At 45.9% G+C, this 25,422-nt stretch carries 26 protein-coding genes; 3 read left to right on the forward strand and 23 right to left on the reverse strand.

From position 1 onward, the window contains the following. The first annotated feature begins 126 nt into the window (after positions 1–126). Together PKO01S_RS10895 and PKO01S_RS10900 are read left to right on the forward strand one after the other, a co-directional pair. Positions 127–1,560: a class I adenylate-forming enzyme family protein gene (locus PKO01S_RS10895; RefSeq protein WP_127531374.1), complete on the forward strand. Its 1,434-nt coding sequence runs from the start codon at positions 127–129 to the stop codon at positions 1,558–1,560. A 274-nt stretch (positions 1,561–1,834) separates the two neighbouring features. Further along, a complete protein-coding gene (locus tag PKO01S_RS10900) occupies positions 1,835–2,536 on the forward strand; it encodes a PDZ domain-containing protein (protein ID WP_246070534.1) in 702 nt (233 codons plus the stop codon). Positions 2,537–2,731: 195 nt separating this feature from the next. Here the strand turns inward: PKO01S_RS10900 and PKO01S_RS10905 are convergent, their stop codons facing one another. Genes PKO01S_RS10905 through PKO01S_RS10945 form a run of 9 tightly spaced genes read right to left on the reverse strand, consistent with a single transcriptional unit; the run spans position 2,732 to position 10,974 of the window. Then, positions 2,732–3,526: an RnfABCDGE type electron transport complex subunit D gene (locus tag PKO01S_RS10905; protein WP_174818565.1), complete on the reverse strand. Its 795-nt coding sequence runs from the start codon at positions 3,524–3,526 to the stop codon at positions 2,732–2,734. Next, the gene (locus PKO01S_RS10910) at positions 3,523–5,262 is read right to left on the reverse strand and encodes a CRTAC1 family protein (protein WP_246070535.1); all 1,740 of its coding nucleotides are present in this window, start codon (positions 5,260–5,262) and stop codon (positions 3,523–3,525) included. Before PKO01S_RS10910 ends, PKO01S_RS10905 begins: the two co-directional genes overlap by 4 nt. 3 nt (positions 5,263–5,265) lie before the next feature. Beyond that, positions 5,266–6,297 carry a DUF1702 family protein gene (locus PKO01S_RS10915; protein WP_127531376.1) on the reverse strand — a complete coding sequence of 344 codons (1,032 nt, stop codon included), beginning with the start codon at positions 6,295–6,297 and terminating at the stop codon, positions 5,266–5,268. After that, entirely contained in the window at positions 6,294–6,542 is a 249-nt protein-coding gene (locus PKO01S_RS10920; RefSeq protein WP_127531377.1) for an acyl carrier protein, read from the reverse strand. The genes PKO01S_RS10915 and PKO01S_RS10920 overlap by 4 nt, the downstream gene beginning before the upstream one ends. Positions 6,543–6,558: 16 nt before the next feature. Beyond that, positions 6,559–7,317: a 3-oxoacyl-ACP reductase FabG gene (gene fabG, locus PKO01S_RS10925; protein WP_127531378.1), complete on the reverse strand. Its 759-nt coding sequence runs from the start codon at positions 7,315–7,317 to the stop codon at positions 6,559–6,561. Between the two features lie 59 nt (positions 7,318–7,376). Further along, positions 7,377–8,207 (reverse strand): beta-ketoacyl synthase N-terminal-like domain-containing protein, encoded by an 831-nt coding sequence (locus tag PKO01S_RS10930; protein ID WP_164779567.1) that lies wholly within the window; start codon positions 8,205–8,207, stop codon positions 7,377–7,379. Between the two features lie 28 nt (positions 8,208–8,235). Next, positions 8,236–9,432, reverse strand: a complete 1,197-nt coding sequence (locus tag PKO01S_RS10935; RefSeq protein WP_246070536.1) for a beta-ketoacyl-[acyl-carrier-protein] synthase family protein — start codon at positions 9,430–9,432, stop codon at positions 8,236–8,238. Between the two features lie 13 nt (positions 9,433–9,445). Next, positions 9,446–10,315: a hypothetical protein gene (locus PKO01S_RS10940; protein WP_127531380.1), complete on the reverse strand. Its 870-nt coding sequence runs from the start codon at positions 10,313–10,315 to the stop codon at positions 9,446–9,448. Then, a complete protein-coding gene (locus PKO01S_RS10945; protein ID WP_246070537.1) occupies positions 10,312–10,974 on the reverse strand; it encodes a helix-turn-helix transcriptional regulator in 663 nt (220 codons plus the stop codon). The genes PKO01S_RS10940 and PKO01S_RS10945 overlap by 4 nt, the downstream gene beginning before the upstream one ends. Positions 10,975–11,552: 578 nt before the next feature. On the opposite strand from PKO01S_RS10945, the gene PKO01S_RS10955 reads away from it, so the two are divergent. Further along, positions 11,553–11,822, forward strand: coding sequence for a hypothetical protein (locus tag PKO01S_RS10955; RefSeq protein ID WP_127531382.1), 270 nt, complete (start codon positions 11,553–11,555; stop codon positions 11,820–11,822). A 36-nt stretch (positions 11,823–11,858) separates the two neighbouring features. Here the strand turns inward: PKO01S_RS10955 and PKO01S_RS10960 are convergent, their stop codons facing one another. From PKO01S_RS10960 to PKO01S_RS11025, 14 genes are all read right to left on the reverse strand, one after another. Next, the gene (locus PKO01S_RS10960; RefSeq protein WP_127531383.1) at positions 11,859–12,764 is read right to left on the reverse strand and encodes a glycosyltransferase family 2 protein; all 906 of its coding nucleotides are present in this window, start codon (positions 12,762–12,764) and stop codon (positions 11,859–11,861) included. 409 nt (positions 12,765–13,173) lie between these two features. Beyond that, positions 13,174–14,802, reverse strand: a complete 1,629-nt coding sequence (gene groL, locus PKO01S_RS10965; RefSeq protein ID WP_127531384.1) for a chaperonin GroEL — start codon at positions 14,800–14,802, stop codon at positions 13,174–13,176. A gap of 39 nt (positions 14,803–14,841) precedes the next feature. Next, complete coding sequence (locus PKO01S_RS10970; protein ID WP_127531385.1) at positions 14,842–15,123, reverse strand: co-chaperone GroES; 282 nt, start codon at positions 15,121–15,123, stop codon at positions 14,842–14,844. A 244-nt stretch (positions 15,124–15,367) separates the two neighbouring features. After that, positions 15,368–16,561, reverse strand: coding sequence for an NAD(P)/FAD-dependent oxidoreductase (locus tag PKO01S_RS10975; protein ID WP_127531386.1), 1,194 nt, complete (start codon positions 16,559–16,561; stop codon positions 15,368–15,370). An 81-nt stretch (positions 16,562–16,642) separates the two neighbouring features. Continuing rightward, positions 16,643–17,164 carry a hypothetical protein gene (locus PKO01S_RS10980; RefSeq protein WP_127531387.1) on the reverse strand — a complete coding sequence of 174 codons (522 nt, stop codon included), beginning with the start codon at positions 17,162–17,164 and terminating at the stop codon, positions 16,643–16,645. Between the two features lie 116 nt (positions 17,165–17,280). Further along, positions 17,281–17,676, reverse strand: a complete 396-nt coding sequence (gene acpS / locus PKO01S_RS10985; protein WP_127531388.1) for a holo-ACP synthase — start codon at positions 17,674–17,676, stop codon at positions 17,281–17,283. Beyond that, positions 17,673–18,875 (reverse strand): glycosyltransferase, encoded by a 1,203-nt coding sequence (locus tag PKO01S_RS10990; protein WP_127531389.1) that lies wholly within the window; start codon positions 18,873–18,875, stop codon positions 17,673–17,675. The genes acpS and PKO01S_RS10990 overlap by 4 nt, the downstream gene beginning before the upstream one ends. After that, positions 18,868–19,605 carry a glycosyltransferase family 2 protein gene (locus PKO01S_RS10995; protein WP_164779569.1) on the reverse strand — a complete coding sequence of 246 codons (738 nt, stop codon included), beginning with the start codon at positions 19,603–19,605 and terminating at the stop codon, positions 18,868–18,870. The genes PKO01S_RS10990 and PKO01S_RS10995 overlap by 8 nt, the downstream gene beginning before the upstream one ends. Next, positions 19,602–19,961: an HAD hydrolase family protein gene (locus PKO01S_RS11000; RefSeq protein ID WP_127531391.1), complete on the reverse strand. Its 360-nt coding sequence runs from the start codon at positions 19,959–19,961 to the stop codon at positions 19,602–19,604. The genes PKO01S_RS10995 and PKO01S_RS11000 overlap by 4 nt, the downstream gene beginning before the upstream one ends. 12 nt (positions 19,962–19,973) lie before the next feature. Next, positions 19,974–20,906: a hypothetical protein gene (locus PKO01S_RS11005; protein ID WP_127531392.1), complete on the reverse strand. Its 933-nt coding sequence runs from the start codon at positions 20,904–20,906 to the stop codon at positions 19,974–19,976. A gap of 12 nt (positions 20,907–20,918) precedes the next feature. Continuing rightward, the gene (locus tag PKO01S_RS11010) at positions 20,919–21,587 is read right to left on the reverse strand and encodes a helix-turn-helix domain-containing protein (RefSeq protein ID WP_127531393.1); all 669 of its coding nucleotides are present in this window, start codon (positions 21,585–21,587) and stop codon (positions 20,919–20,921) included. Positions 21,588–21,964: 377 nt separating this feature from the next. Next, positions 21,965–23,524 carry a M3 family metallopeptidase gene (locus PKO01S_RS11015; protein ID WP_127531394.1) on the reverse strand — a complete coding sequence of 520 codons (1,560 nt, stop codon included), beginning with the start codon at positions 23,522–23,524 and terminating at the stop codon, positions 21,965–21,967. 4 nt (positions 23,525–23,528) lie between these two features. Beyond that, positions 23,529–24,032, reverse strand: a complete 504-nt coding sequence (locus tag PKO01S_RS11020; RefSeq protein ID WP_127531395.1) for a peroxiredoxin — start codon at positions 24,030–24,032, stop codon at positions 23,529–23,531. 19 nt (positions 24,033–24,051) lie between these two features. Beyond that, positions 24,052–25,404: an aminotransferase family protein gene (locus tag PKO01S_RS11025; RefSeq protein ID WP_246070538.1), complete on the reverse strand. Its 1,353-nt coding sequence runs from the start codon at positions 25,402–25,404 to the stop codon at positions 24,052–24,054. Positions 25,405–25,422 lie beyond the last annotated feature (18 nt).

Genomic DNA, 25,422 nt, shown 5'->3' on the forward strand with positions numbered 1-25,422 from the left:
CAGCCTATCAAAGAGAAATGCTCATTACTCGGCTTATTGCATCACATTCGTTAATAATGCCGAGTTGCCCCTTGGAGAAAGGGGTTACACTAGTCCTACTGAAAACATGAATGGGGGATATATAGGATGAACACTCAATGGTCAATAGAATCGTTCTTTCAGCTCTTACAACGAAATGATGAGCCCGCTATTCTGTTAGACGACAGTCCTGCTATTACATACCATCAATTATTATCATCTATCGATACTAATGTACGGCTTCTTCAGCCCAGTGGCCCTAGTGGCCAATCGTGCATCGTTACGATAGATGTATCTTTATCCTGGCGCTTTATCCCACTTATGCTTGCAGCCTTTAAGCTTCGCTGGACAGTAATCCCTATTGACTCTGTCCATGATAAAACGCTCGCTCATAAAATGAACGCTGAATTCCCGCATGCGCTGCACTTAGATGAGTCTAACGTGGACGATACAGGACTCATTAAGTTATCCCATCCGCCCACGCTCATTCCAAATATTGATCCCCAGCTCGCTCATGTTGCTCTTATGGTCCAAACCTCGGGCACATCTGGTCACCCAAAACTCGTCATGCTGACTTATGAGAATCTTGCATCCAATGCTGCCGATATTGTGGAGGCACTGAGATTGGAATCACATGAACGCATTCTTATCCAACGACCTCTGTCCTATTCATCCGCCTTGACGGGGGAGTTGTTGGCCGGACTCGCTGCCGGTAGCGCAATTTATATTAAACCGGCAGCCTACTCTCCATTGTTGACGCTCTCGCTTATTCAAAAGCATGCAATTACAACAATCGGTTCATCCCCTACACTACTCACCCTGCTTGCCCCCCACACCAGTAAATACGATATGTCGAGCTTGCAACGTATTATTCTCAGTGGCGAACGCTTAACAGAGACACAGCTCGCTACGATACTCACCGCATACCCCAACAATGTTTCCTTATGGAATGCTTACGGTATGACGGAGACTGCCCCAAGAATCAGCTGCTTACAAATCGATAGCGATAAACATAAGGCTGCGTGTGTTGGCCCTCCTCTTCGTCACGTCAATGTTGCCATTGTGAACTCCAATGGCGGTCCTGTGCCGGAAGGGTCTAGCGGCTTCCTGATTGTCTCCGGTCCCAACGTCATGAGAGGCTACTATAACAATCCGGAGCTCACTCAACAGAAAATCCGCGATGGTTGGCTGTTTACCGGTGATACGGCATCTATTCAAAACGGTATGATCATTATCCATGGAAGAGCAGATCATATGATAATTCGGGCAGGCTGCAATATATATCCCGAGGAGATTGAGTCACTTATCGCCGGGTGCCCTGGTGTTTACGAAGCATATGCTTTCGGAATACCCCATTCTCGTCGTGGAGCGGAAATTCACGTCTGGTTAACCTGTGCGGATGGTGTTACTACACTAGATATCCAGCAATATCTTCTCAACATTGACGCTAATCCGCGTCTCTGGCCGGACGTTATACATGTTCGGGATGAACTCCCCAAGACTTCCACTGGAAAACGGTTTCGAGCAACCCCGCCTATTTAATCCTCCTTCGGAAAAACGATGACTGAATACACATTAGCCGACGACTTCCTAAATTAAAGCTGAGGTTTTATTCAACAACAAGTATTATGCTAATGCCGAGGTGATCGTAATGTTACTAAATAACGGGACAGCCTCCAGCAATTCAATCTGGATCGATGCTCCTGTCCTAGCACTTTGGAAATTCGTGTCAACAGCTTCCGGATGGAAGAGGTTTTTAGCCGACATATCCTCGCTCTCATCATCTTGCGATGATATACAAGTTGGTGACACGGTAATGTTGGTCATTGGAGAACTAACGAATCATGCGACTTGCTCGGGGCGGCAAGAGTATGAGCATATTGTCTTTGATGAGAGATATTCAGTCATATTACCCGACGGGAATATATGGTCATACAAGCTATGTACAACGTTTGAGTTTGTTGAGCATGATGGGAGCACGAAGTTAACAGTAACCGTAAATAGCCCCGATCCGAACGAAGCTTTGCATTGGATAATGGAGTGCGGCGAGATGGGGTGGCGCCAATCATTGTTTCATTTGAAACTAGTGGCGGAACTTGGTCTGGATTTACGCAATGAAATATTCAATTACCCTAGGCTCGGTGTTATGAACTACACGGCGACAAAGAAGCAACTTATCGAACAAGGTCTCGATTCCGAAAAACAAGGCGGTAATTATATCGGAACATCCTACCCCGGAGGCCCTGCCTGGCAGGCCGGAATTCGCGACGGTGCAATAATCACCCGGCTTGCGTATCAGCCGGTATCGACCTATCGGGATTTCGTTCGTGTACTTGGATCGTTATCCGGCAAATCCGCAGCTCCAATCGAAGTTGTCTATTATGAGAACGGTCGTTGCCTGAACACTTTAATCTATTTGACCTATGAAGATCAGTTTACGGGAATGATTGATCCAGAGAGTATTTCACTGGCTGAAGTCAGCGCAAGAAGAAGACAACGCACTAAAGAGATTCATTAGCCTCGGGCCCTATGTCGGCTTCATTCCTCGGTTGATTACAAAAAGAGTTGATACCATTCGTGGTATCAACTCTTTTACTTTTACTTTAACTTCTTCTAGATACGAGTACTGGTTTCTTCAACGACGTCATAAGGGAATTGCCCGATAGCAGATGAACGGCAGCCTAAATTCCGTCAATAATTCTATTACATTTAACTATCCGACGACTCTCTCTTGCGATTTACGATAATAATAGATTCGGTAAGGCAATCCAATAAATAATGTTACTAGAAATGCCGAATAGAAGGTAGAATTGGTCACTTCCTGTAAGCGAAGTACTGTATCAACTCCAGATATGCAGACAGCCAGCATAATACGAGCCACTCTCGTTGGTGGTGTCGTTTGGGGATCAGTAATCATAAAGAAGCTGAATAACTGAAAAGAGGCACCAAGCATTGGTCCAAATGCATAGAAGAGGGGTTCGTCGAAGAAATAGTACCGTATACAAGCAAAGAATGCAAACCCAAGAATAAAGGAAATAACGGTATCTAATCGGCCGGCCGAATACGCTGCGATCGCACCCAACAATAGAATAAATACCATTACCTCGTAACCGTTAGTCCACTGCTTAGGTGTACTTACGGCATATTGCGGCAGAAACCAGAGCATGAAACACATTGCAACATTGTTCGGATTAAATATATGCTTACCCCGCATCCGGACCGCGTGCTTGATTATTATAGATAACAGCGAGGCGCAGGCATATGGCCACAGCAAATGAGAGCTCAGAAGTAGGCTTATACCTAGACCTGTAATGAGAGCGCTTGTTGGCATGATCCATTGTCTTCGAATCAGACGTGTCAACAGGAGCTCGGCCATTACCGCCACACTCACGGATACAGCCATACTATCCCATTTCTGAAAAAATCCAAGAAATAACTGGCCAGCTATTACAAAACTGAGCAGGAACAGGAGTACAAAATAACGGGGATCTACTTTGATACCCATCATGATACCCCGCCCGCCCCCTCAACAATCGTTACAATCCGATCAATTGGTATGTTACTTTTCTCCTCAACACGACCGCTGGGCCACTGAATACGAATACTATCGATACTAGTAGCCTGTTTTAAGCCAAAATGAATGCGAGGATCACTCTGTCCCCCATGGCTGTTGCCGCCGTCTCGCTCAATCACAGTAGACACACCATTAACCGTGAATGTCACTTTTGCCCCAACGCCATCCCGATTACTTGGCGGGGTTCCTACAAGCTTCAATGTAATCCAGTGGTTTCCTATGTTATTAATATTTTTATACACACGTGCAGGGCCCCCTTGGTTGGCGAAGACAAGATCCAGCGTTCCCCTGTTCCACAGATCCACCGCCGCAACGCCTCGTGAATCCTCCGTGAAGTTAAGTCCAATTTCTTGCGCAATGTCCGTAAACGAATAGCCATCGTTCAGAAATAGCTTCTTATGCTCATATCCTGACATCGACTTTTCCTTGAAAGCAGGCCAATTTTTAGCATCCTCCACAATATAACCAGGGGTTGTTGCCAACGTTCCCATATCAAACCAGTAGTTTTTCTTCTTACTGGCGGAAATGAAGCCGTTCGTGACCATCAAGCTCATCTGACCGCTGTTGTCGACATCTAGAAAACGAGCCCCCCATGAGAAGCCTGCTTGCTTGACTCCCATCTCCGCCGCAACATCGCGATAAACTCCTTTCGCATCCTCATGCCATAATTGGTTGCCTTCAAGCAAATATTTCTCTTTGCTAATATTGCTCACATAATTCACTAATTTTCCGTCATGGAACACATCCGCAAAATCAACATTCATTCCCTTAAACGTATCGTCGCCGATACCTCGGCTCTGGACAATCTTTTTAAACCCTTTTCCTGCTTGGTTAAGGTACAAGGAATCCGGGCCGAAGTCATTGGCATTATAAATATCCGGCCAGTTATCTCCATTTAGATCGGCTGATCCTGTCGCTAGTGTCCAACCCGTGTCGTCTACGCCCATCTCCGCTGCCACGTCCGTAAACGTACCATCACCATTATTATGATAGAGTACATTGTGACCGCCGTTACGAGCACGCTCGAAGTCGCTGAGCATAATTTTCGTCGACGTAAGGTTCCACATATTGATCGTCTCGCGGAAATAACAACCCAGATACAAATCGAGCAACCCGTCGCGATCATAATCAAGTGTGATTACCTTGTTCACATATCCCCTGTAGCCGACGCCGGCTGAATCGGTAACCTCCGTAAATGTACCGTTTCCATTGTTTTTATACAACCTGCTCTTACCCCAGCTTCCGATAAACAAACTAGGATAACCGCTGTTATCGTAATCAAGCCATACAGCGGCTTCGGAAATTCCATCAGTGTTAACTTCCGTCACACCCGCTGCTTTGCTAACGTCTTGAAATGTACCGTCCCCATTGTTCTTATAAAGGACATTTGCTGATCCCCGCTTGCTATTGATGAAATAGATATCCATCCATCCGTCGCCGTTATAATCAGCTACAGCTACTCCGGCACCTGTAGAAGCGAGCCATGGAAAGATATTGGAGACCTTCGGATCGAACGTATCCTTGGCGTGCACGAACGATATACCAGCCTTCTTCGTTACCTCTTCGAATGTAAAACCATACGAAACTTTTTCTTTAGCGCCGCAGCCCCCTAGTACAACCATAAGAACGGCGATGACTACAATCCATTTCACACTGTACAAATGATTCACCGTTTATACTCCCCCCTTCTTCCAATATCCTTTGTTATCCAACAATACACGCGCCTCGTCCATCCATTTAATATAGTAAGGAATTTTATCATTTGAAATATTTTCTATCATTTTCTTTGCCTCATGTACACGTTCAACGTACCATCTCGCCCCATCAGAAATATCATGTTGAAAAGAGGCCAGTTGCTCCATCCAATACCTTTCGTTCTGCAGCTTTCTCGCTTCTAGTCCAAATGCCAAACCTTGGTGAAAGGCCGCCAGACCGGAACGGGGAATGTGTTGCAGCGCTTTCTCGGCAACCGGAAGTTGATCAAAGAAGCTATAAGCGATCGCCAGCCCCAACCCGCTATAAACATCTTGTTGGCATGCTGCCGGCATCTGCTCGATTGCCGAAACTGTTTCATTGATTTGAAATTGCTTGGCGAACCATAATCCTCGTCCAAACCCCTGTAAACATACTCTGCGATACGCAAGCGGGAAGTGATCGAATTTTTGATAGGAAAGCGGATTGACGGGATATTCGAACAATGCGGATTTAAAACCAACACCGTCGAACACGATTGAGGCATAACGGGGGTCCAATGTCTTCAACCATTTGACGTAGCCGTCATAACGATAACGATAACGCGTATGAAGCCACCAGCCGAGTCCAACATAATATTGATAGAGATAATTTGCATCGAGGTTTTGTATATAATATTCGAAGCGCTTACCTTTGTTTAACCATAGTGAGGCCCTAGCAGCAAAACCCATGCCGGCTCCCTCATACGCAAAGCCCCTATAATAGGGATCAAACTCTCCCAAGAAGGATCGGATGCGATCGAATTTAATAATAGGTAGAATAACGTAGTTATTGCCGTTTAGAAATGCGCTAAGAATAATAGGAAACCGCATGTTGAACAAGGTACTTTTCGAGACTTGGAATCGTTTAAGTATGCGAGGAACGCTTACGTGAAACATCCTCAAATAAAGGAGAGGTATGCCTAGCATGATGATGACAGCTACTCCTAGCCATAACTGCATTCCATTAATCATGATTGGCGTTTGCCTATTACCTTTGCCGTGACATCCGACAAAGTATTCAATGACGATAACTCTTCTTCCTCAAGCCTAATGCCATATTCACGTTCAAGATGAACGGCTAGTTCCAGAACCATAAGCGAATCAATATTTAGTTCATTTAACGGTCGCTCCAGACATTCCTCGGTTAGTTCATCACCCGTCAACTGGCTTGCCAATTTAATAAGTTTTGCATTAAATTTGTTTACATCCTGAATCATTTACATTCCCCTCTCGTCAATTTAAAGTTAGGCCCCCGTCTACCACAAGCACCTGACCGGTAATATACGATGCCTCATTGGATAGCAGGAAGGCAACGGCACTAGCAATTTCGCATGGTTTTCCAACCCGCCTTAGCGGAGCCGCTTGCTCGGCAGATAATCGTTTGGCATGAGGCAAGGTCTCGAGCATATCTGTCGCGATATAGCCGGGCGCAACTGCATTGACACGAACGCCGAGACCGGCCGTTTCCTTCGCCAATGCTTTTGTCATACCAATAATACCCGCTTTAGCCGCCGAATAATTAACCTGACCGATCGCACCGACCAGCCCGGCCACGGACGTTATATTTACGATGCTGCCCTTTGATACCGATAATGTCCTGATTAAGCCTTGAATCAATATAAATGCGGAGTTCAAATTTGTATTTATCACACTATGCCACTGTGAGGGCGTCATTCGAAACATCGATGCATCCGCCGTAATTCCCACATTGTTAACCAAATAATCCATTCGCGCATCAGTCTCTTCAAGAATTGCTTCCCTACAACGAATGATGTCCAATTCATTGGAATGGTCGCATTGAAAGGACTGAATCTGAACATCATATTGGCTACATAACTTCGTCAACTCATAGGCTGCTTTCGCATCGTTTTTATACGTAAAGAAAACATCAGCCCCTGATCTTGCAAGCATGTGTACGATTTCTCGGCCGATCCCACGTGAGCCGCCTGTTACAATCGCCTTTTTTTTCTTAAAATCCCATTTTGCATGCATGAATAACCTCCTATGCCCCGTCATATTACGATTATCATCGGGATTCCAGAAGCAGGTGTCTACTCTTGGGCGGATGTCATACTGAATAAATGATAGCCATTCGAACGTCCACTGACACCCCACTGCTCCTCACAAGTTTTACGATGAATAAGCCCCTGATGAGCAGATGCGACCGCTAAGAATGCATCACTCGGCCTAATGATAGGTACTTCGTTCATTTCGGAGAGATTCGTTATTTCTTTCCATTTTAGAAGCGTGCTTGTTTCTGCTTCCACTCCCTTCCTGAATAGCAGCGCCACAATAGACTCAACTTCTGACGATTGTTCCTTGTGCGTTACATGCTCAAAAATAGAAGGAGGTTGAACGGTTACCATACAACAGATAACGGTATCCGTCATACCGGCTGCAAGTAAATCACGGGCATATAAAAAAGCAGATGCTGCAGAGGGAATCGTATCAGACAGTGTGACGTTCGTTCCCTGTATTTGAAATAGAATAGACAGATGTCCGGCAAATGCATTCATTACCGTTTCAGGAAACAAACTCGGATTGACATGGTTTACGCCATATTGAAGTGCATCCTGGTAAATAGAGATAATTGGTTCCAAGTTGGAATGGTTGGTGCACACGATTAAACCTGTTCGTCGTCCAATGTCCGGTTGCAGCGGAACCTGGATTCCGGCCGAACGGAATGCCTCCCCTACAACTACACTGCCGTACCTTGCGACTCTTGATAAACGCTTTAGACCGTCCCAGCCATAACTGGCCGGATCAATATCAGGAAGCCTTGCTTGCCCCCAAGTCGCGATGTCCGCTGGCCGAGGTAGAAACTCCGTCCCTACTCCTGCTGGACTAACGACACCTACCCCCGCTAAAGTTAATGAATACATGCCCCTCCCCCTTTTCGCTTTGTGCAGATCATTCAATGGGGTTGTCCCTCTCATATCTCCCGATAACAATTGATGAATTGATTCCCCCGAATGCATAGGCATTTGACATGATGTAGTCCGTACGCTTTGCAAGCGGTTCATTCGCAATAACACGAATTCTACAGTCAGCATCTTGTCTACGCATGTTAATGGTCTGTGGCAACCAACCTGTCTCCAATGCTTTGATACAAATGATTGCCTCTATAGCACTTGCCGCCCCCAGCGTATGACCGATGTGGCCTTTTATCGAGCTCGTGATGACGTTGTCCCCAAATACGTGCCTAAGCGCTACCGACTCCATGCGATCATTAGCAGGTGTGCCTGTACCGTGAGCGCTAACATATCCTATTTGCTCCTTATCAATACCGGCCATCTTGATGGCTGCTTCCATTGCCCGAATAGATCCTGCAGCACTAGGATCAGGCTGAGTGATGTGATGAGCGTCGCTACTCAATCCATACCCTAGTAAACGAGCAAGTGGTTCCGCGCCTCTTCGTCTCGCGTCCGACTCTCGTTCAAGCACAAGTGCGCCTGCTCCTTCTCCCAGCATTAGTCCCTTACGCTCTGCATCGAATGGGCGGCACAAATCTGGCGTCATCGCTCTTAAACTTACAAATCCAGTAAACGCAACCCAAGACATTGCATCTACACCCGCAGCTACCATAACGTCGGCTCGTCCGGCTCGCAGTTCATCTACGGCTCTAGAAATGGCCATGTTTCCAGCAGCGCATGCATTCGTAATCGTCCAACGCGGGCCATTCAGACCAAAATAGTCTGCCGCTTGTATAGCAATAATGCCCGGCCCGCCTACATATTCTGACCTACGTCCAGCCATCAGGTCCTCAAAAGGCGTGATTTCCCCCATCGTAGTGCCAACGCATATACCATATCGGTTCAAATCATCTTTCCCTGGCTCGATACGCAACCCCGCAATATACAATGCATTCTCTACGGCTGGAAGCAGAAGTCTCGTTGCTCGACCTGCCGGTTCCGGGTATATCGACAAATGTTCAACCTCATCTACTTCGCATCCCATCTTACATGCATGCTCCGATGAATTGAATGCTCGTATTTCCTTAGCCCCGCAATCTCCATTAAGCAGTGCCCGCCACGTTGACTCTACCGTGCTGCCTATTGGCGTTACAACACCCATTCCTGTAATGACAATATTCTCTTGGTTACTCAAGTTGGGTCCTCTCCTATTCTGTAAAGGTCCAGACCAAGCTCAGGTCTGATAATGAAGGGGACGGTCGCCGAAAATCATCGATTCCTCGTGCCTCTCGTACGATATCCACTGCTTCAACTTCTCCCACAGATGCACGCCGCTTCAATTCTTCGTCCTCCTTATACTTCTGAAAACCGTCCTTCCACACCTCTATCCCCTTCTTGATCTGACCCTCCTTTACCAAGGCATCTCCATATGCGGTATAAATAAGTGGCCATACCGACAATTTCATTCCTCCCTCCAACTGTTTGGCTACCGCCAAACAGTAACCCAGGTCCTGAATTGCTTTATCAGTCCTTTGCAGTCCAGAAGGCCAATACAGATTATTGAGCCCTCTGGCATAATGGGCAAACCAATCATAGGGTCTATCTTCAATCAAATCGTTGAGAACCGAAATCGAGCGAGCTGATAATTGACCAAGCGATGCCGTACCTAGATCAGGGTCTTGCAGTAGATCGACATAACTGAGCGCTTTTTGAAGCTTTAATGCAGGTGTTGATGGCTTTATTTGTTCCAAGTATTCCAAATATGTTTTTATCTCTCCCTGCTCCCGCATCTGTATGCGAAGCGCATTAGCATAGGCCATCCTATTAGGCTCTTTCTCAACTGCTTGCTTAAGTAGCATTATCTTGTCATGTTCCGAGATTGCATTAATTTTCTGCTGTGCTTGATTCTCAGGCTCCAAAATAAATCCGTATTCCTCAGCAGTGATACCTTCTGCAACTTCAGGCAGATTATAGGGTGCCGTCCACCATTGGTAGAACGCGACAGCTGCAATGCCTGCGATTGCTGTTGCCGTCATAAAATAAAATGATTTCTGTTTTTTTTTCATTATCGACTTCATGCGAGTGCACCTACCTCCATTTTGACATATTCGTATTTGGCTCTGAATGTAGACGGGTTACCGCCAAACGTTTTTTTAAACACCCTAGCAAAGTGTGTAAGATCGTTATAGCCAACTGCAAAGCATACTTCAGTTACTTGATATCCTTTCTTAAGTAGACTCATCGCTTTTTGCATTCGCTTATTAATTACATACTCTTTATACCCTGTACCAATATACCGTTGAAAAATACGAGAATAGTGATACTTGCTAACAAACATTTGAGCAGCAACCTTCTCCAGTGATAGCTCATGATCAAATAAATTCTCCTCGATAAAAGCTAGGGATTCAGTAAAATGGTCAGTTGACTTGGTTATCCGCATACTGTCCTTCAAGCTTTCGAGCATCTTAATCAGTGCCGGGAGGTCGTTGCTTTTCACCCCGCCCATCATAAAAAGCGGACACGTAAGCAGCGGTTTAACGTGTTGCCATGCAGGAGGGAGGGTATTATTCATGGTAACAATTGCAACGAGCCGATATGGTTTCTGTCGAAGCACCCGATTTAACGATTTTTCGTCTTCTAGATGTGCAATGTGTGAAATTGTAGACAATTCATTTAATTGAGTGTCGGACAAAAGCCGGTTCTGATCATTAAAGATACAAATCAGGATGTCGTCCATCTGTGCACCACCATTATTCGTTCTGTTTAACACCTATCCTTTACTAACCATTTCATAGTAGCAATTATAAAAATAAATAAATCTGATAATATTGTTCATAAATCTGTTTTTTTTGACAAGGTTTAATTTGGATATTAAACATTAGTTTTAAAATATGGGAACTACGGCATAATCACCAGTGACAAGGGATCAAATTGCCGAGTTTATTTCCGTACCACCAGGAATTTTTATGATTGTAAATAATTGAAATAAATTGACACCAGTTACTGCATTATGCGTTCTTCTGAAGCTCCTGCAATATTAACCGACGAGTCCGCAACAAAAAAGGAGTGAGCACCACGCCGTATATTGTAAGCTGAATTCAAAAAAGTGTTGGAGGAGACCAATCATGACGGCCTTTGTTCGATTAGAATTTGGATTACACGACTCGCAGCCGGGAGAACCGCAGCCGGTTGGAGAATGTGCTTATGACCGGTGCCGTAGCCTAATTTACCGTGGGGAGCCTAATTGGGACTATTATGGGGAATGGCTATGCAGTACCGTTTGCTTAGCGAAGCATGCAGGAGCGGAGAAACGCTATGTCGAATAGAATGTTGATATTTAACGATGCTCAGTACATTGTCTTATATGAACATACCGTAGGCTTTCTTCACTGGACAAAGGCCTATCGATTGGACGGCATTCACCACATTCAATTGCTTCAATTGACAGAAGAAATGGACAATGGGCAAGTACATTCCGAACTGATGTATTTACACTTTAACGACGTTAAACGAATCATGCTGGCCATTCTGGCGGATGAGACCGAAGAGCTTTCCTTATCTCCTATTCAGATTGATGTATCATAAAGGCGAAGCCGTTACGGCTTCGCCTTTAACCATACCTCAGCTTGTTATTCTGACATATTCATCATCATCGAGCTTCGAGCCGCTATGATTAGCCTCATCCAACATATCATCATCAGCAGCCATCGACTCAAATTGACGCAAACTGATTTTGCCCAGCATAAAATCCAAATATCGCATTACGGCTTCATCAGGATGCTTGTTGGCGAACAAGGAATGACTATTCGTGATAAGCAACTCATATGATTGCTCTTTACGTGAATGAGCAATATGGACATTAATAGCATCAGCCTCATAATGAAACGGTATTCCCTTCCGGTAAGCGCGATAGCCGAATTCCATATGCTCGAATCCCCACGATTTAAACCGGTCATCGAATCCTCCCAACTCACGGATATAATCTGCCGGCATCGATAGATTACCGCTTAACATTGCCGCCCAGGCAATTGGAGAACGCGTATCACCGTGATCGTCGAACAGCTTATAGATGAGCTTACAATACTGTGGTATTCGTAGCATCCGGTCATTCATATACCGCTCCAACACGATTTTACGGTTCGCTTCAGGCTGAGAAACGTACATTTCCATGACATGGCCGACTACAACCCCGTAAGAATGCCTCTGTGATTGATAATGAGCTGCTAAGAAACCTGGGCGTGGTATTCGATCCGCATCGCAAAATACGATAATGTCACTGTCTGAGGCTCGTACTCCGGCATTGCGTGCTGCCGCTCTCCCGCTTCTTGACAACCGAATATACTTTATATTCAATTCATTGGAATACGCGGCGACAATCGCGTTAATAGGCTCCCAGGATCCGTCATCTACGACCGTGATGCGACATTGATTAAAGGGAGGTATCTGCTGCGTGAAGCCGAACAGCGTCTGCGCCAGTGCATAGGATTGATTGAATACTGGAATGACAACGTTTAAGGTCAAAGCCATGATTGTTTAAAGAATGAGCCTCGTACCATATAGATCCGATTGTCTAGATGGTCTCTTTTTTTCTGTATGACCAATCGCTGATTTTGCAGGAACGTTTTCTCACGTAAAATCGTTTCGTCATACTCGGAATTATTTAGACTACCACCGACACAACCGGGCTTGTCTAAATGGCAGGCCCCGCTACAACTACGCTGACACATTCTCACCTCTCCTTTCTTAATTGGTGGTTCAATTCTAGTTTATCGCGGTAAAGTATTTTGACACTCGGCCATCGTTGTCACCAAACAGCTCTATAGTCGGTAGTTAGCTGCTCTATGCTCCAATGCATCTCGTATAGATAACACATATGCTGGTAAACGACAAAAAGGAGGCCCCGAAAAGTAGGAAGCCTCCTTTTTTCACAGCTTGGTTACATCATTCCGCCCATTCCGCCCATTCCGCTCATTCCAGGTACACTTGCCATTTCCTTCTCAGGCTGATCAACTATGAGCGTTTCCGTCGTCAGAATCATTGCGGCGACCGATACGGCATGCTGCAGTGCGGAACGTGTCACCTTGGCAGGATCGACAATTCCTGCCTCCACCATATCGACCCATTCATCGGTGGCCGCATTGTAGCCAATACCCGGCGGCTGGCCCTTTAGATGCTCTGCAATCACAGAACCTTCTTTGCCGGCATTCGATGCGATAATACGAACTGGCTCCTCCAGTGCGCGAAGTACAATATTCACACCAGTGATTTCATCACCCTCCGCCTCCAGTGCCGCAACGGCATCAATTACATTCATTAGTGCCGTACCGCCACCTGGTACGATGCCTTCCTCTACGGCTGCGCGTGTCGAATGAAGAGCATCCTCGATCCGCATTTTCCGCTCTTTCATCTCCGTCTCCGTCGCTGCGCCTACTTTTATGACCGCTACACCGCCCGATAACTTGGCCAGGCGTTCATGCAACTTCTCCTTATCGAACTCAGACGTCGATTCGGCCGCTTGTGTTCGAATCTGCTGCGTTCTGGCTGCAATCTCATGACGGTCACCGCCACCGTCAACAATAACCGTACTCTCCTTAGTCACTCGAACCGAACGTGCTCGCCCTAACTGGTTCAGTCGGGCCGACTTCAAATCAAGTCCGATTTCCTCGCTAATAACCTGTGCTCCTGTCAACACCGCAATATCCTGTAACATCTCTTTGCGGCGATCTCCGAATCCCGGTGCTTTGACCGCAACGCAGGTGAAAGTTCCACGCAGCTTATTTACGACAAGCGTTGCCAACGCCTCACCCTCAACGTCCTCAGCAATGAGAAGCAGTGGCTTCCCCTGCTGCATAACTTGCTCCAGTACGGGAATAAGATCTTGAATGGACATTATTTTTTTGTCTGTAATCAGAATATACGGATCTTCGATCACTGCTTCCATCTTCTCTTGATCGGTAACCAAATACGGCGAGCTATATCCTCTATCGAACTGCATGCCCTCCGTCAGTTCCATCTCGGTCAAAAACCCCTTGGACTCCTCGACCGTAATAACCCCGTCTTTGCCGACCCGCTCCATTGCCTCGGCGATGAGTACTCCAACACTATCATCCGCTGCGGAAATGGCTGCAACCTGCGTGATCGACTGCTTCCCTTGAATCGGCTTTGCAATTTGCGTCAACCGATCAACGGCTGCCTTTACCGCCTTATCCATCCCTTTACGAATGACCATCGGATTCGCGCCGGCCGCCACATTTTTCAACCCCTCGCGTACCATTGCCTGTGCCAAAACAGTTGCCGTTGTCGTGCCGTCGCCTGCCACATCGTTCGTCCTCGTAGCAACCTCCTTCAACAATTGAGCACCTATATTTGCATTCGAGTCCTCTAAAATAATTTCCTTGGCGATTGTCACCCCATCGTTCGTAATAAGCGGACTGCCGAATTTCTTCTCAAGCACAACATTACGACCTTTAGGTCCGAGCGTGACCTTCACCGCATCGGCTAGTTTATCTACTCCGTTTAACAGCGCACGGCGCGCTTCTTCTCCGAACAGCAATGTTTTTCCCATACTTTATATCCTCCCATTGATAAAATGCATTATGTCCTATTAAGAAATAATGACCAGAATGTCACTCTCATGCATCACAAGCACTTCCTTGCCACTTACTTTCACTGGCGTGCCAACATGCTTGCTGTATAACACCTTATCTCCGGCCTTTACCTCCGGCGCAACCCTTTGTCCATCCCGAAAAACACCGGCTCCTGTTGCTAAGACTTTACCCTCTTCCAGCATTTCCTTAGCCGACTCCGGCAGGATAATACCCCCGGACGTTATGTCCTCTTGCAGGATCGGCTCGATAACGATTCGATCTCCAATAGGTTTGATCATGAATAATTTCCTCCCATACGAAAATTCATTATTTATTGTTACTGAACACTTCCTATTTTGCTTGATCACATATTTAATTTCTCAGCTTATATTTCACAAATTCGGCTATTGTTTCTGAATGTGAACTTGTCTCATTACGATACAATGCATACAAACACCAAACATTTCAGGAGAATATAACAAAAAAAAGCAAGCGATCCATTCGATTCGCTTGCTTTCTTCATATTTTTTCATATGCAGTTCTTTATGCATTACGGGCCCCTGTCCCTCTTGGTGCCATGCCTTCCAATATTGTTGTATATACCTGCTGTGCTTGCTCAGCCATACCGTGCACGAAACTTGGAAACGTACAGATCATTTTCAACCGCTCCTCGCTCTCAGACAAAATCGTTTCTGCCGTTCGAGCAAGCGTCAGAAGCGCTGCATTATACTGTGGACATATCCGCTCATCTCGCTGGTAAGTATATTGCTGCATTGCATCTTCCCACAGTTCCTGCCCAGATAGATAGTTGTGCAGTGCCGATGCCAAATATTCCGCACAACATACCGCATTGTCAATTCCAACGCCAGACACAGGATGTAAATGTGCTCCTGCATCTCCAACAAGTGCCCATCCGGGACCATAGCATTCTCTCAAATAACCCTGTATACGAGCAAGTCCACGCGGGGGGCTGATTATTCTCATATGGGAAATACGTGGAGCAAGCATTCGAATTTGCTGTAGCCATTCCAGCATATTGTGAATCGGCTTGGATCCCCATAATTCTATGATTGCTTGGGGAAGCATAACTGCGATGCAATGCATGCCTTTATCTATCGGATTGACGATTACTATCGATTCTTTGTGCCAGTACCATTCGACAGCCGGAGTAACCTGTTCCGTTAGGCCTTCAACATATACATATAGAACACCGTGCGAGTATTCCACACTTTGCAACTTCCTTGAACATACCTGCTCAGCCACAATGGAATGGCGTCCATCTGCACCTATAATAACCCGTGCTTTAACGGTTTCATCGCAGCCATTGCGATCGCTGAGCTTAATATACGTTGCCTCCCCTCTTCTAGCAACCGACTGAACGGTAGTCTTTAGCCGAATATCTACCGTCGGCCAAATTGCAGCCGAGTCGAGCAACATGGGATCAAACAACTCTCTTCTTAGACCGATGACCCGGGAGGTAACGACAATATCCGACTCGAAGGTTGTTCCATTCAGATCTACTCTCATTCTAGTGATGGATGGCGCTCCGGCGTTTTCCATCCTCTTCCTAATACCGAGACGCTCGTAGACGTCTGTTTCTCCGATAAGATGAGTAGAGAGCGTTGCACCGGGACGTGCGTAACGGTCGACCAACAATACTCTGTACCCTAGCCTTCCGAGGAATGCGGCCAACGCAGCACCGCCGCAGCGTGCCCCCACAATCGCGACATCATACATGCTTACACCTCCAACTAGGCTTGAAATAAACCAAAGAGACCAGGGGATGGTCTCTTTGGTTTAAGCGAGGAGCAGTGGGGATTAGTTCGATTGCAGGCAGCCGTAAAGCGTGCCGACTTGATCTTCCTTATCGTCGTAAATCGCGATCGTACCTTCGGAGTGGAACGTAGCGTCTTTCGGAGGAAGACCGGTAATACGACCCTTCATATGAATCGGTTGATTATTGTGGTACGTGCCTTCCGGCGTCTCAATAACCCAGTAAAGGAACGACTCGGCTTGCACACCGTCGGCCATTTTTTTACCAAGCGGAATCGTTGCCGAAGCCTTGATTGACTCGCCTTGGCCGTGAACACCGCCACGTACACGAACTATCTGACCTGGCCACAGCACTTGGGAGGTGGCAACAAGATCCACATTCTCGATTTCAATGTCAACGGTTGCGCCCGTTTTCAGGCTGAACTCCGAATCATTGACCGTAAACTTCGTGGCAGCTGCTTGCGTGAAGTGCAGCTCCTCCGAGCGACCATCGACTAACTCCAGATACGTTTTGCTGTTGGAGTTTGGCAGAGTCATTTGGATTTTTTTCAAGGAAAGCAATTTCATTTTAAAACCTCCTTATAATGGGTTGTCTCCCGGGGACAACTTAATTATCTCATCCTCCCGGACAGAACACTCTGCGTTTACTTGATCGATCATTCGTCTTTTTCACTCATCATCGATCATCCATCCTCCACTTCCTCACCAGATTCCAGTATGATCTGGGCGATTGCATAGTCTCCTGAATGCGAAATACTGACATGTACAATCCAATGATGAAGCCGACAATCCTCCATAGCCTTACCATGCAAAACAATATGCGGCTGCCCCGTATCCATATTGATCGTCTCAATGTCCGTTAGCCTATAACCATCTGTTAAGCCTTTACCCGTCGCCTTGAGGAATGCTTCCTTCACTGCCCAACGCGCTGCGTAATGCTGCTCGGAATTACGAAAACGGGCACAGTAATCCATTTCGTTCTCCGTAAAAATTTTAGCCAGTGCTCGTGGCGGTTGGCGAAAAATCATTTCCTGGATTTGCGGTATAAACTGAAGATCGACTCCAATCCCATGAATCATTTATTCCCTCCTATCCGTTGATTCATTAGCGCGCATCCTAGACGATAGGCTTGCGCCGCCCCCCCATAACGGCGATCGATAACGGTATCCCTTAACTGCGCGATTTGTGAACGGTAATGATCCTCCATGACATGACGGGCAAGCGCATAAAAATGACCAGGTGTACACGTGTCCGGCATGATATACTCGCATCCGCCGAGCTCCCATAAGCAGCGAGCATTGTACTCCCTCTCGGAGTGAGTAGGGATAACTAGGGAGGGAATCGCCTGCATAATGGATGACAGACAACTGCCATGCCCTCCGTGATGTATGTACAGCTTCACCCGGGACAACCAAGACTGCTCGAAGCGCTCGATGCGGACGATCGAGGGAGGCATTGCCTTTGCCTCGGCAGTCGGCAGCTTGCCTGTATATACGATTGCAACCTTTTCCGGTCTATTTCGAAATGCGGCTTGTACGAGTCTGACAAGCTGCAGCCCGCAATCACCCGACGAATCGAACAACCTGCCCGCATATACAATAACGTCAGGATATTCTTCAGCAGGTTCCGGGGCATTATCGTGCATGTATTGTCCGATCGGACCAACATAATGTACATCTTCACCACGTATTACATCTAGTTCCGGAATGCTCGGGACGATCGCGATATCACCGATAACTAATTGCTCCATCCTGTCGATTGCAGGCAGACTCAACTCCTGAAGTACGTTGCTGATGACAGATGATACCCTCGTGATATTTCTTGGCGGATGTACCCAGTAATGAAGTGGTCTCCCATTCGGATGGAAGCAAGCTTGTACGATTCCTGCAACGGGGATACCTAAATAACGAGCGGCGATTACGGTATGCGGGCTCATATCTGCATAAACTAGATCGGGTGCGAACTCCTTGAGCATAGCTATTCGATGATGTATCCAAGACCTAACGAACAAAGGATCGCCAAGTCCATGCCCTGCAAAGTATTGATCAAGATGATAGAAAGTCGGGCCTATAGGCACGGTTAGGGAAGGATCCGGCATGAGCGGATCGTCATCAGCCAAATAGGTATATCCATGACTCATTAAATACTTTGCTGCATGCTCGTCATAAATGCTGAATGCTACTGTATCACCCACTTTGTTATGTTGTTCGGCAATTGGTAAGGTACGCAGTACAGGGCCCATCCCTCCGCTCAGTCCAAAAAAAATGCGTTTACTCATAGAGACACTCCTTTTGTATCGAAAGTTTCATAAAAGCCATGAGCTGTTCCGGAGTTCCAAGTGGATAACAAAACGATGCATGATCAACACCTATTAAACTACCTTGTGAAATCATTCGCTCATACAGAAGGGCTACATACCATTCCCCTTCCTGTGGTACCGGGTCTATCAAAGCCTGAGACATCATATCAAGATACCCCCTTGTCGACCGAAAATAATAAAGTCCGGACGTTGCCCAGGTGGAGATTACTCTCTTTTCCCGGACCGACCGGACCAATTCATCAGAATCAATCTCTACATAGCTGAATGCGGGATCAGAAGATGGAAAAATATTAATTAGTCCATCTATTGTCTCTGCACATTTTGCAATGGTCTCTTTAATCCGCGTTCCCACATAGGTATCGCCATTGAATATGAGGAGCGGCTCAGATGGCGCCAGAAAGGATCGTGCCATCCATACTGTCTCTGCTTGTCCTCTTGTAGGTGCATCCAAAGGGACCAGTATAGCACGTGGACATCGAGATTTAATTACATCCTTTAATTCAGTCTGTTCAAAAACTTCCCTCAAAGCAACGAAAATGAAACTATGATTCTCGAACAATGGCAGCAGGCTGTCCAAGGCCCAATAAAGCATCGGACGACCCGCGACATCAATCAACGGCTTCGGCATGCTATATCCAGCGGACCGAAACCGCATGCCTGCACCAGCTAGCGGTATGACGATATTCATAGGGACTCTCCCTTCCCACGAATCACCGATAGCGCTTCTCCCCATTCGGTTAGCCGATGAGCTAAATCGTCAATGTAGATATCCCCATACGGCTTGCCAAATATGAGTTCATCATACGGCACTGCATAATGATTCAGCCATTGATGCGTTAGCATACCTACGTTTGCGATAACCTTGCCTACATTGCCCGCTGTCGTACGCATATTTCGAGCGGTATGAATAATGATCGTATGGCCTTCCGATTTGAGCTGATAAAGTGCCTCGATGGCTCCATCCAGTGGTACGACGTCGGCATATGACTGCCCCTCCCCCTTCAATTTACAGATCGTACCATCCAAATCCACAACAATTCGCATCAGCCTCGTCTCCTATTCCGATAATGCCTGTTCTAATCGTTCCGTTCCGAGTGCGAACAAAGCTAACTGGCGGTTAGATTCTTCCTTATGGAGTGGCAGCATAGATAAAAACAAAAGCGCTTCAATAATTCGGACTTTTTTCAGCTGGTCCGGCCCTATCCAACTATCCAGCATGTTACGCAATCGATCGGTCTCTCGGTCAAGCCCTAGCTCAAGCTCTATTGCGCCGGTTTCTACCTTTACTTTGTATTTCCCACGAATAATATGCTCGTAACCCGACAGACTATGCCGGAGCTTTGCCCAATCGTATCGATGATCACCGTAGATGGTTCTCACTCCAAAGCAGCCCCTTGGATCAATCATCTTTATGCTATCCGTTTCGATTGAGTAAAATAGATTCGATAAACAAAAGTCCCCATGCATGGCACTTATAACTGGCTCCTCAAGAAGTTTCAGCAGCTCTCCAAGTTCCTTTTGCAGCATCACAGTTGGACTCAATACTGTCCTTCCATTCAATCGAAGGTATCCTTGCGAATGAACCTGCTTTGCCCAATCGCATTGGTGAAGGAAGGCATTCATCCGCTCGTGTGTTTTACTGACATACATATCATAGAGACATGCTTTCGATAAATGACCGGGAAACCGTTTGAAATCGTTAAGCGTTCTGCGCAGACCCCGAAATGCAACATCCCACTCTCTTCTCGTCCAATTACCCGCTACAAGCGCATCTCCTAGCGTGTTGCCCGCTATAAAGTCTATTGTCAGAGAAGGAAACTTCCTATCCAACGAAAACGATTGAACCGTCGGCATGTAACTCTTCAACTCGTCCGGGCAGTCCAAATACCAGATAATTTCATCTATCAACTTCCTCACGTGCTCGCTGGTCTTCGTTACATGCATTCCGCCGGAATGTACAGTCAAATTGTTAAAATATCTCGTCTTCACGATTGTCCTCCTTTATGCAGAATTTGTTCCGAACCTTGCATTCTTCTTACGGTAATCAGATGGTTTCTCACCGACTAGTCGCTTGAAGACTCGTCCAAAGTGCGTAAGGTCACCATATCCGACCGCATAGCATACATCGGTAACCGGTACGCCCTCCTGTAGCATTACCTTTGCCTTCTGAACCCGCTTATTCATAATGTATTCTTTAAATCCAATCCCAAAGTATTCTTTGAACATCCTGCTGTAATGACATCTGCTAACAAATACATTGGCCGAAACTGTCTCCAGGCAAAGCTCGCTCTCGCACAAATTTTCTTCAATATACTCAATTGATTTATACAGCATAGGCGGCGTCTCCGGCTTATCCGCGCCTTCTATCACCGGCTTGGATAGAAGCCCAACCGAATCAAGGAAGGAATAGAATACAAACAAATCCAGTTTATTGACCTTCAGCAATATCATTACTGGACTATCAAGCTTTAGTTCGTCTACCTTCCAAGATGGTGGAAGTGTGTCCTCGAAGCTAAGAAAGACAATGAATTTATATTTAATTGATTGAATGTGTTCCGTAACGGCGGCAAAATTATTTTGAGGTAAAATAACCATATTAGTAAACATCCGCTGAACACGATGGTACTCATCGTCTTTAAGCTTATGGCTAATCACCAGCAGCACATCCATTGGCATTATACCTCCCAGTATTATTGTTCCAGGTTAGTTTAATGGTACCAATCGCTGCCTTATTATGATCTGTATCTGTTGTGCAACAATAGGAGTAATTTGCGCAAGAACATAAGTTCCATCTCAAAGGAATAAAAAAATCACCCGGCCATCGTTTCTTGGCCGGGTGATTTTTGTAACACTTTAATTATCCCAAAAACTTCCTTGGCATAATACTATTCGGATACTCCTTCTTAGGAAGTGAGCGATAATACTCCAATTCCTCAGTAGTCAAATAATATGTCTTAACCTCTCCATTGGGAGAAGTACGATCCTTATCACGTTGCGGTACGACCGTACGTTTTAACACATGCATTCTAGCCAACGAGCTATCCCTCCTACTCCATTTTTAAATCTTCAATAAGATAAGAAGCTTTTAGCGGCATTCCTGTACTATCCTTTAATAAGGTATACCAGCTTTGAGAAGAGCCAGGCTTTATTAAGCGATTACGTAACCATTGCAACGACTGGTCTGTGAACTCGGCATGAAATTGTGAACGTAGCGTATGACGTATCTGTGACGCTGCCATTTCTCCAAATAAATAGTTATAATAATAGACCGGAAGCGTCGTCAGATGCGCCTTTGCCGCCCAACAGGGCATATCCCAGTTATTGGGACGCTGTATACATTGTACCTCCTCCACGATGGACCACCATATATCATTAAGATGACCTGTTGGATTGCTATATAACTCCTTCTCGAATCTAACTAAAGCTATTGTAGAGTACAGTCTGATTAACAAATGCTTTCTCAGCTCTTCCTCCCAAATCGGTTCACCCATAAGGGGGTAACCGGCCAATCCCAGCTCTTTCAGCCATTTGTGATTTATAGATAATCTCTCGAAGAGCAAGGCGACAGCTTCACTTAAGAAAGGATGTGCCGGCTGTCGCAAAATAAAAGGTAGCGACTCATCTAGTCCACTCTCATAAAAGGCATGTCCCAGCTCATGCATCAATATACCGAGCCCTGAAATATTATCTGCCGATAAATTGCACATCAACCGGATATCCTTCGATCGATTAATATTTAAGCAGCAGTTCGCTTGATCCTTTCCACTTCTTTCCGACAAATCCATCTGTGACAAAAGGAAACCGAGATCCGTTTTTTGCAGCCACTGCGCCAATTTGGGTATGCTTGCCTTTATATCAAAGTAATATGAAGAATAACGAACAGGGTATCCTTGCAGTAGTAACATATGGTAATGCCATGGCTGTAAGCATGTTACCGAAATTCCAAATAGTGAGGCTCGATCACAATCTAGCTCTTCCTTCACTTTCCGGTAGCTGGCATCTAAACCATTTCGCAGATGGGCAATGCTCGTCTCGAGCTCCTCCATCGTAATTTCCTGAGAATGGAGTTTCATAAGAAAGTAGTTGTCAAACCCTTGATCTCTCGCTACCTGATTTCTCATTTTCACCAAATTGATCAGACCGTGTGCAATCTCTTCTCCGAGTCGCATCCCCGCTGTCCATACTTGCTGACGTGAGAAAGAATCCTTCTGAGTGCTCAGCAGCATAGAGATTTGGCCATTCGATAAGTCAGTATCGTTCAGACGAGCTCGAAATGTCGCTATTCTATTGTGCAGCTCATTCCACAATCTGAGCATTTGCTGCTGCAAATCTTTATTTTCCCCATACTCAAGCATTTCATATCGTAACACTGTCAATTGACGTTTCTGGTTGAAGGATAAACCAGAGCTATCCAAACCTCGATTTATATCAGCCTTTAAGGATGTAAGAAGATTGATATATTGCAATTCGAAAGCAGCATGTCTATCAGCCCAATAAGAATCTCCTGTAGTCATGGCTTGCCACAGAGCATCCATCATCGGGGGATAAGCTTGGTGAAGTGCTTTATTAAAATGTTCGATCTCCATAACAAATTTACTTTTACCCATATTATCAATTCCTTGACATTTCTGTTCGCAAATCTTGCTCTAACTGAGTAATGTGCTCCTCAATGTTTGTCACTTCATACCGATGAATGATCATGCCTGACGGATTTATTAAGTAGGTGATACGCTGCAGCATGGCCACTGAATCATTATCGCTGTCAGAAACAGATTTGATTCCATACCGACGGGCAACAACACCATCCGGATCTGATAACAAAATATGTGGCAGCCGGTTTTTCCGAGAAAAGATCAAGTGCGAAGAAATTAAATCGGGGCTAATCCCTATTATGACGACCCTGCCCAACGGTTTAACGGCTGACTGAATCGACTCATAGTGATCCCGGAGTTTACAATGCTGAGTTGTGCACATTACAGTGAAGTTACGAGGGTAAAACAATAGAATGACGTACTGTCCAATATATTCATCTAAATTCACAAGTTTACGCTTGCCAAGCTCGACCCCCTCTAAGTGAAAGGGGGATGCTTGATCACCGGACTGAAGCTGTAACATTTTGAATGCCTCCACTCTCCTATTCTAGAGGTATCGAGCTATTGCTCGATTCGATTGCTCGAACCACCCCGTCAATTAAAACTTCGATCTCGTTCCACGTCGAGCTAAGCGGAGGATACAAGATTAATATACTATTGAACCAATTGCCCAACACGCCCTCATGTCTAAGCGCCGCTGAAAGCCGTTTACCATAATCGTAACTGACTGCGCCCTTGTTTATTCTGTCAGATACCATCTCTATGGCAATCATTAACCCTTTACCACGTATATCACCTACATGAGGGTGCGTAGACAGTGCACGCCTAAACGAATTGATAATATGCTCCCCTTTGGGCTTTATCTGATCGATTAATTGATCCTGCTCTAGGCAGTCAAGTACGGCCATGGCCGCGGCGCAGCCTACCGGATGTCCGCTTTGTGTGGAGCCGTGCAGGAAAATCCCCCCCCTATCAAACAACTGAGAGGCAATCGCTCGAGAAACTAACGTAGCTCCCATTGGGAAGTACCCTCCCGTGAGCCCTTTCGATACTGCCAATAGATCCGGGCTAACGTCCAATTCATGCGTCATTAACCATCCGCCTGTTCTGCCGATACCAGTCCCCACTTCATCCATGATAAGAAGAATACCGTAACGTTCAGTCAAACGACGGACTTTTTGAATATACGACCTGGGGATCTCTATGATACCGTTGACGCCCTGAATAGGTTCAAGAAGAACCGCCGCTATTTCATCTGGTCCATTCTCGAATATCGTCTCCTCCAATAAATCCAGACAATATTGAATAACTTGCTCATACGTTCCGTCGATTGGAGGACGATATTTGTTAGGGGTGGGCACTGAATAGCAATTCTCCAAGGCAGGGCCAAACGACTCATTAATTCCCATATGGGTTACCGAGCCGGTTCCGAAAGTTGTGCCATGGTAGTTTCCTTCCAGGCTAATAAATTTCGTTCTTTTATTCTCACCTAACGAGAGGTAGTATTGCCGTGCAAGTCGCATTGCCGTCTCCACCGCACCAGAACCGTCATTGCTATAAAATACTTGTCCGAAAGGCTCCCCACACAACCCGATTAGTCGCTGAGAAAGCTGCTCCACCAGAGGATGAGTTTGACCACAAGTTGATGCAAAATTAAGCGTGGCATACTGCAGGGCAATTTTATCCGTCACATATGGATTGCACAGCCCTACGGATGGAACCGCCGTTGTCGCATACATATACCTTTTGTTGTGCTGGTCATAAACCCATACACCCTCGCCTCTAATCAAATAAGTATTCGACTCATGAAAGCCTTGTGAAGTTAACGAAGAATATCCTGGCATATACGTAAAAGGATGCAAGGTCGAATATGACTGTGTTACGGAATCTTTCAACAGACTCACCTCCATAAA

Origin of the sequence: Paenibacillus kobensis NBRC 15729 (assembly GCF_004000825.1) — a bacterium.
Taxonomy (GTDB): domain Bacteria; phylum Bacillota; class Bacilli; order Paenibacillales; family Paenibacillaceae; genus Paenibacillus_T; species Paenibacillus_T kobensis.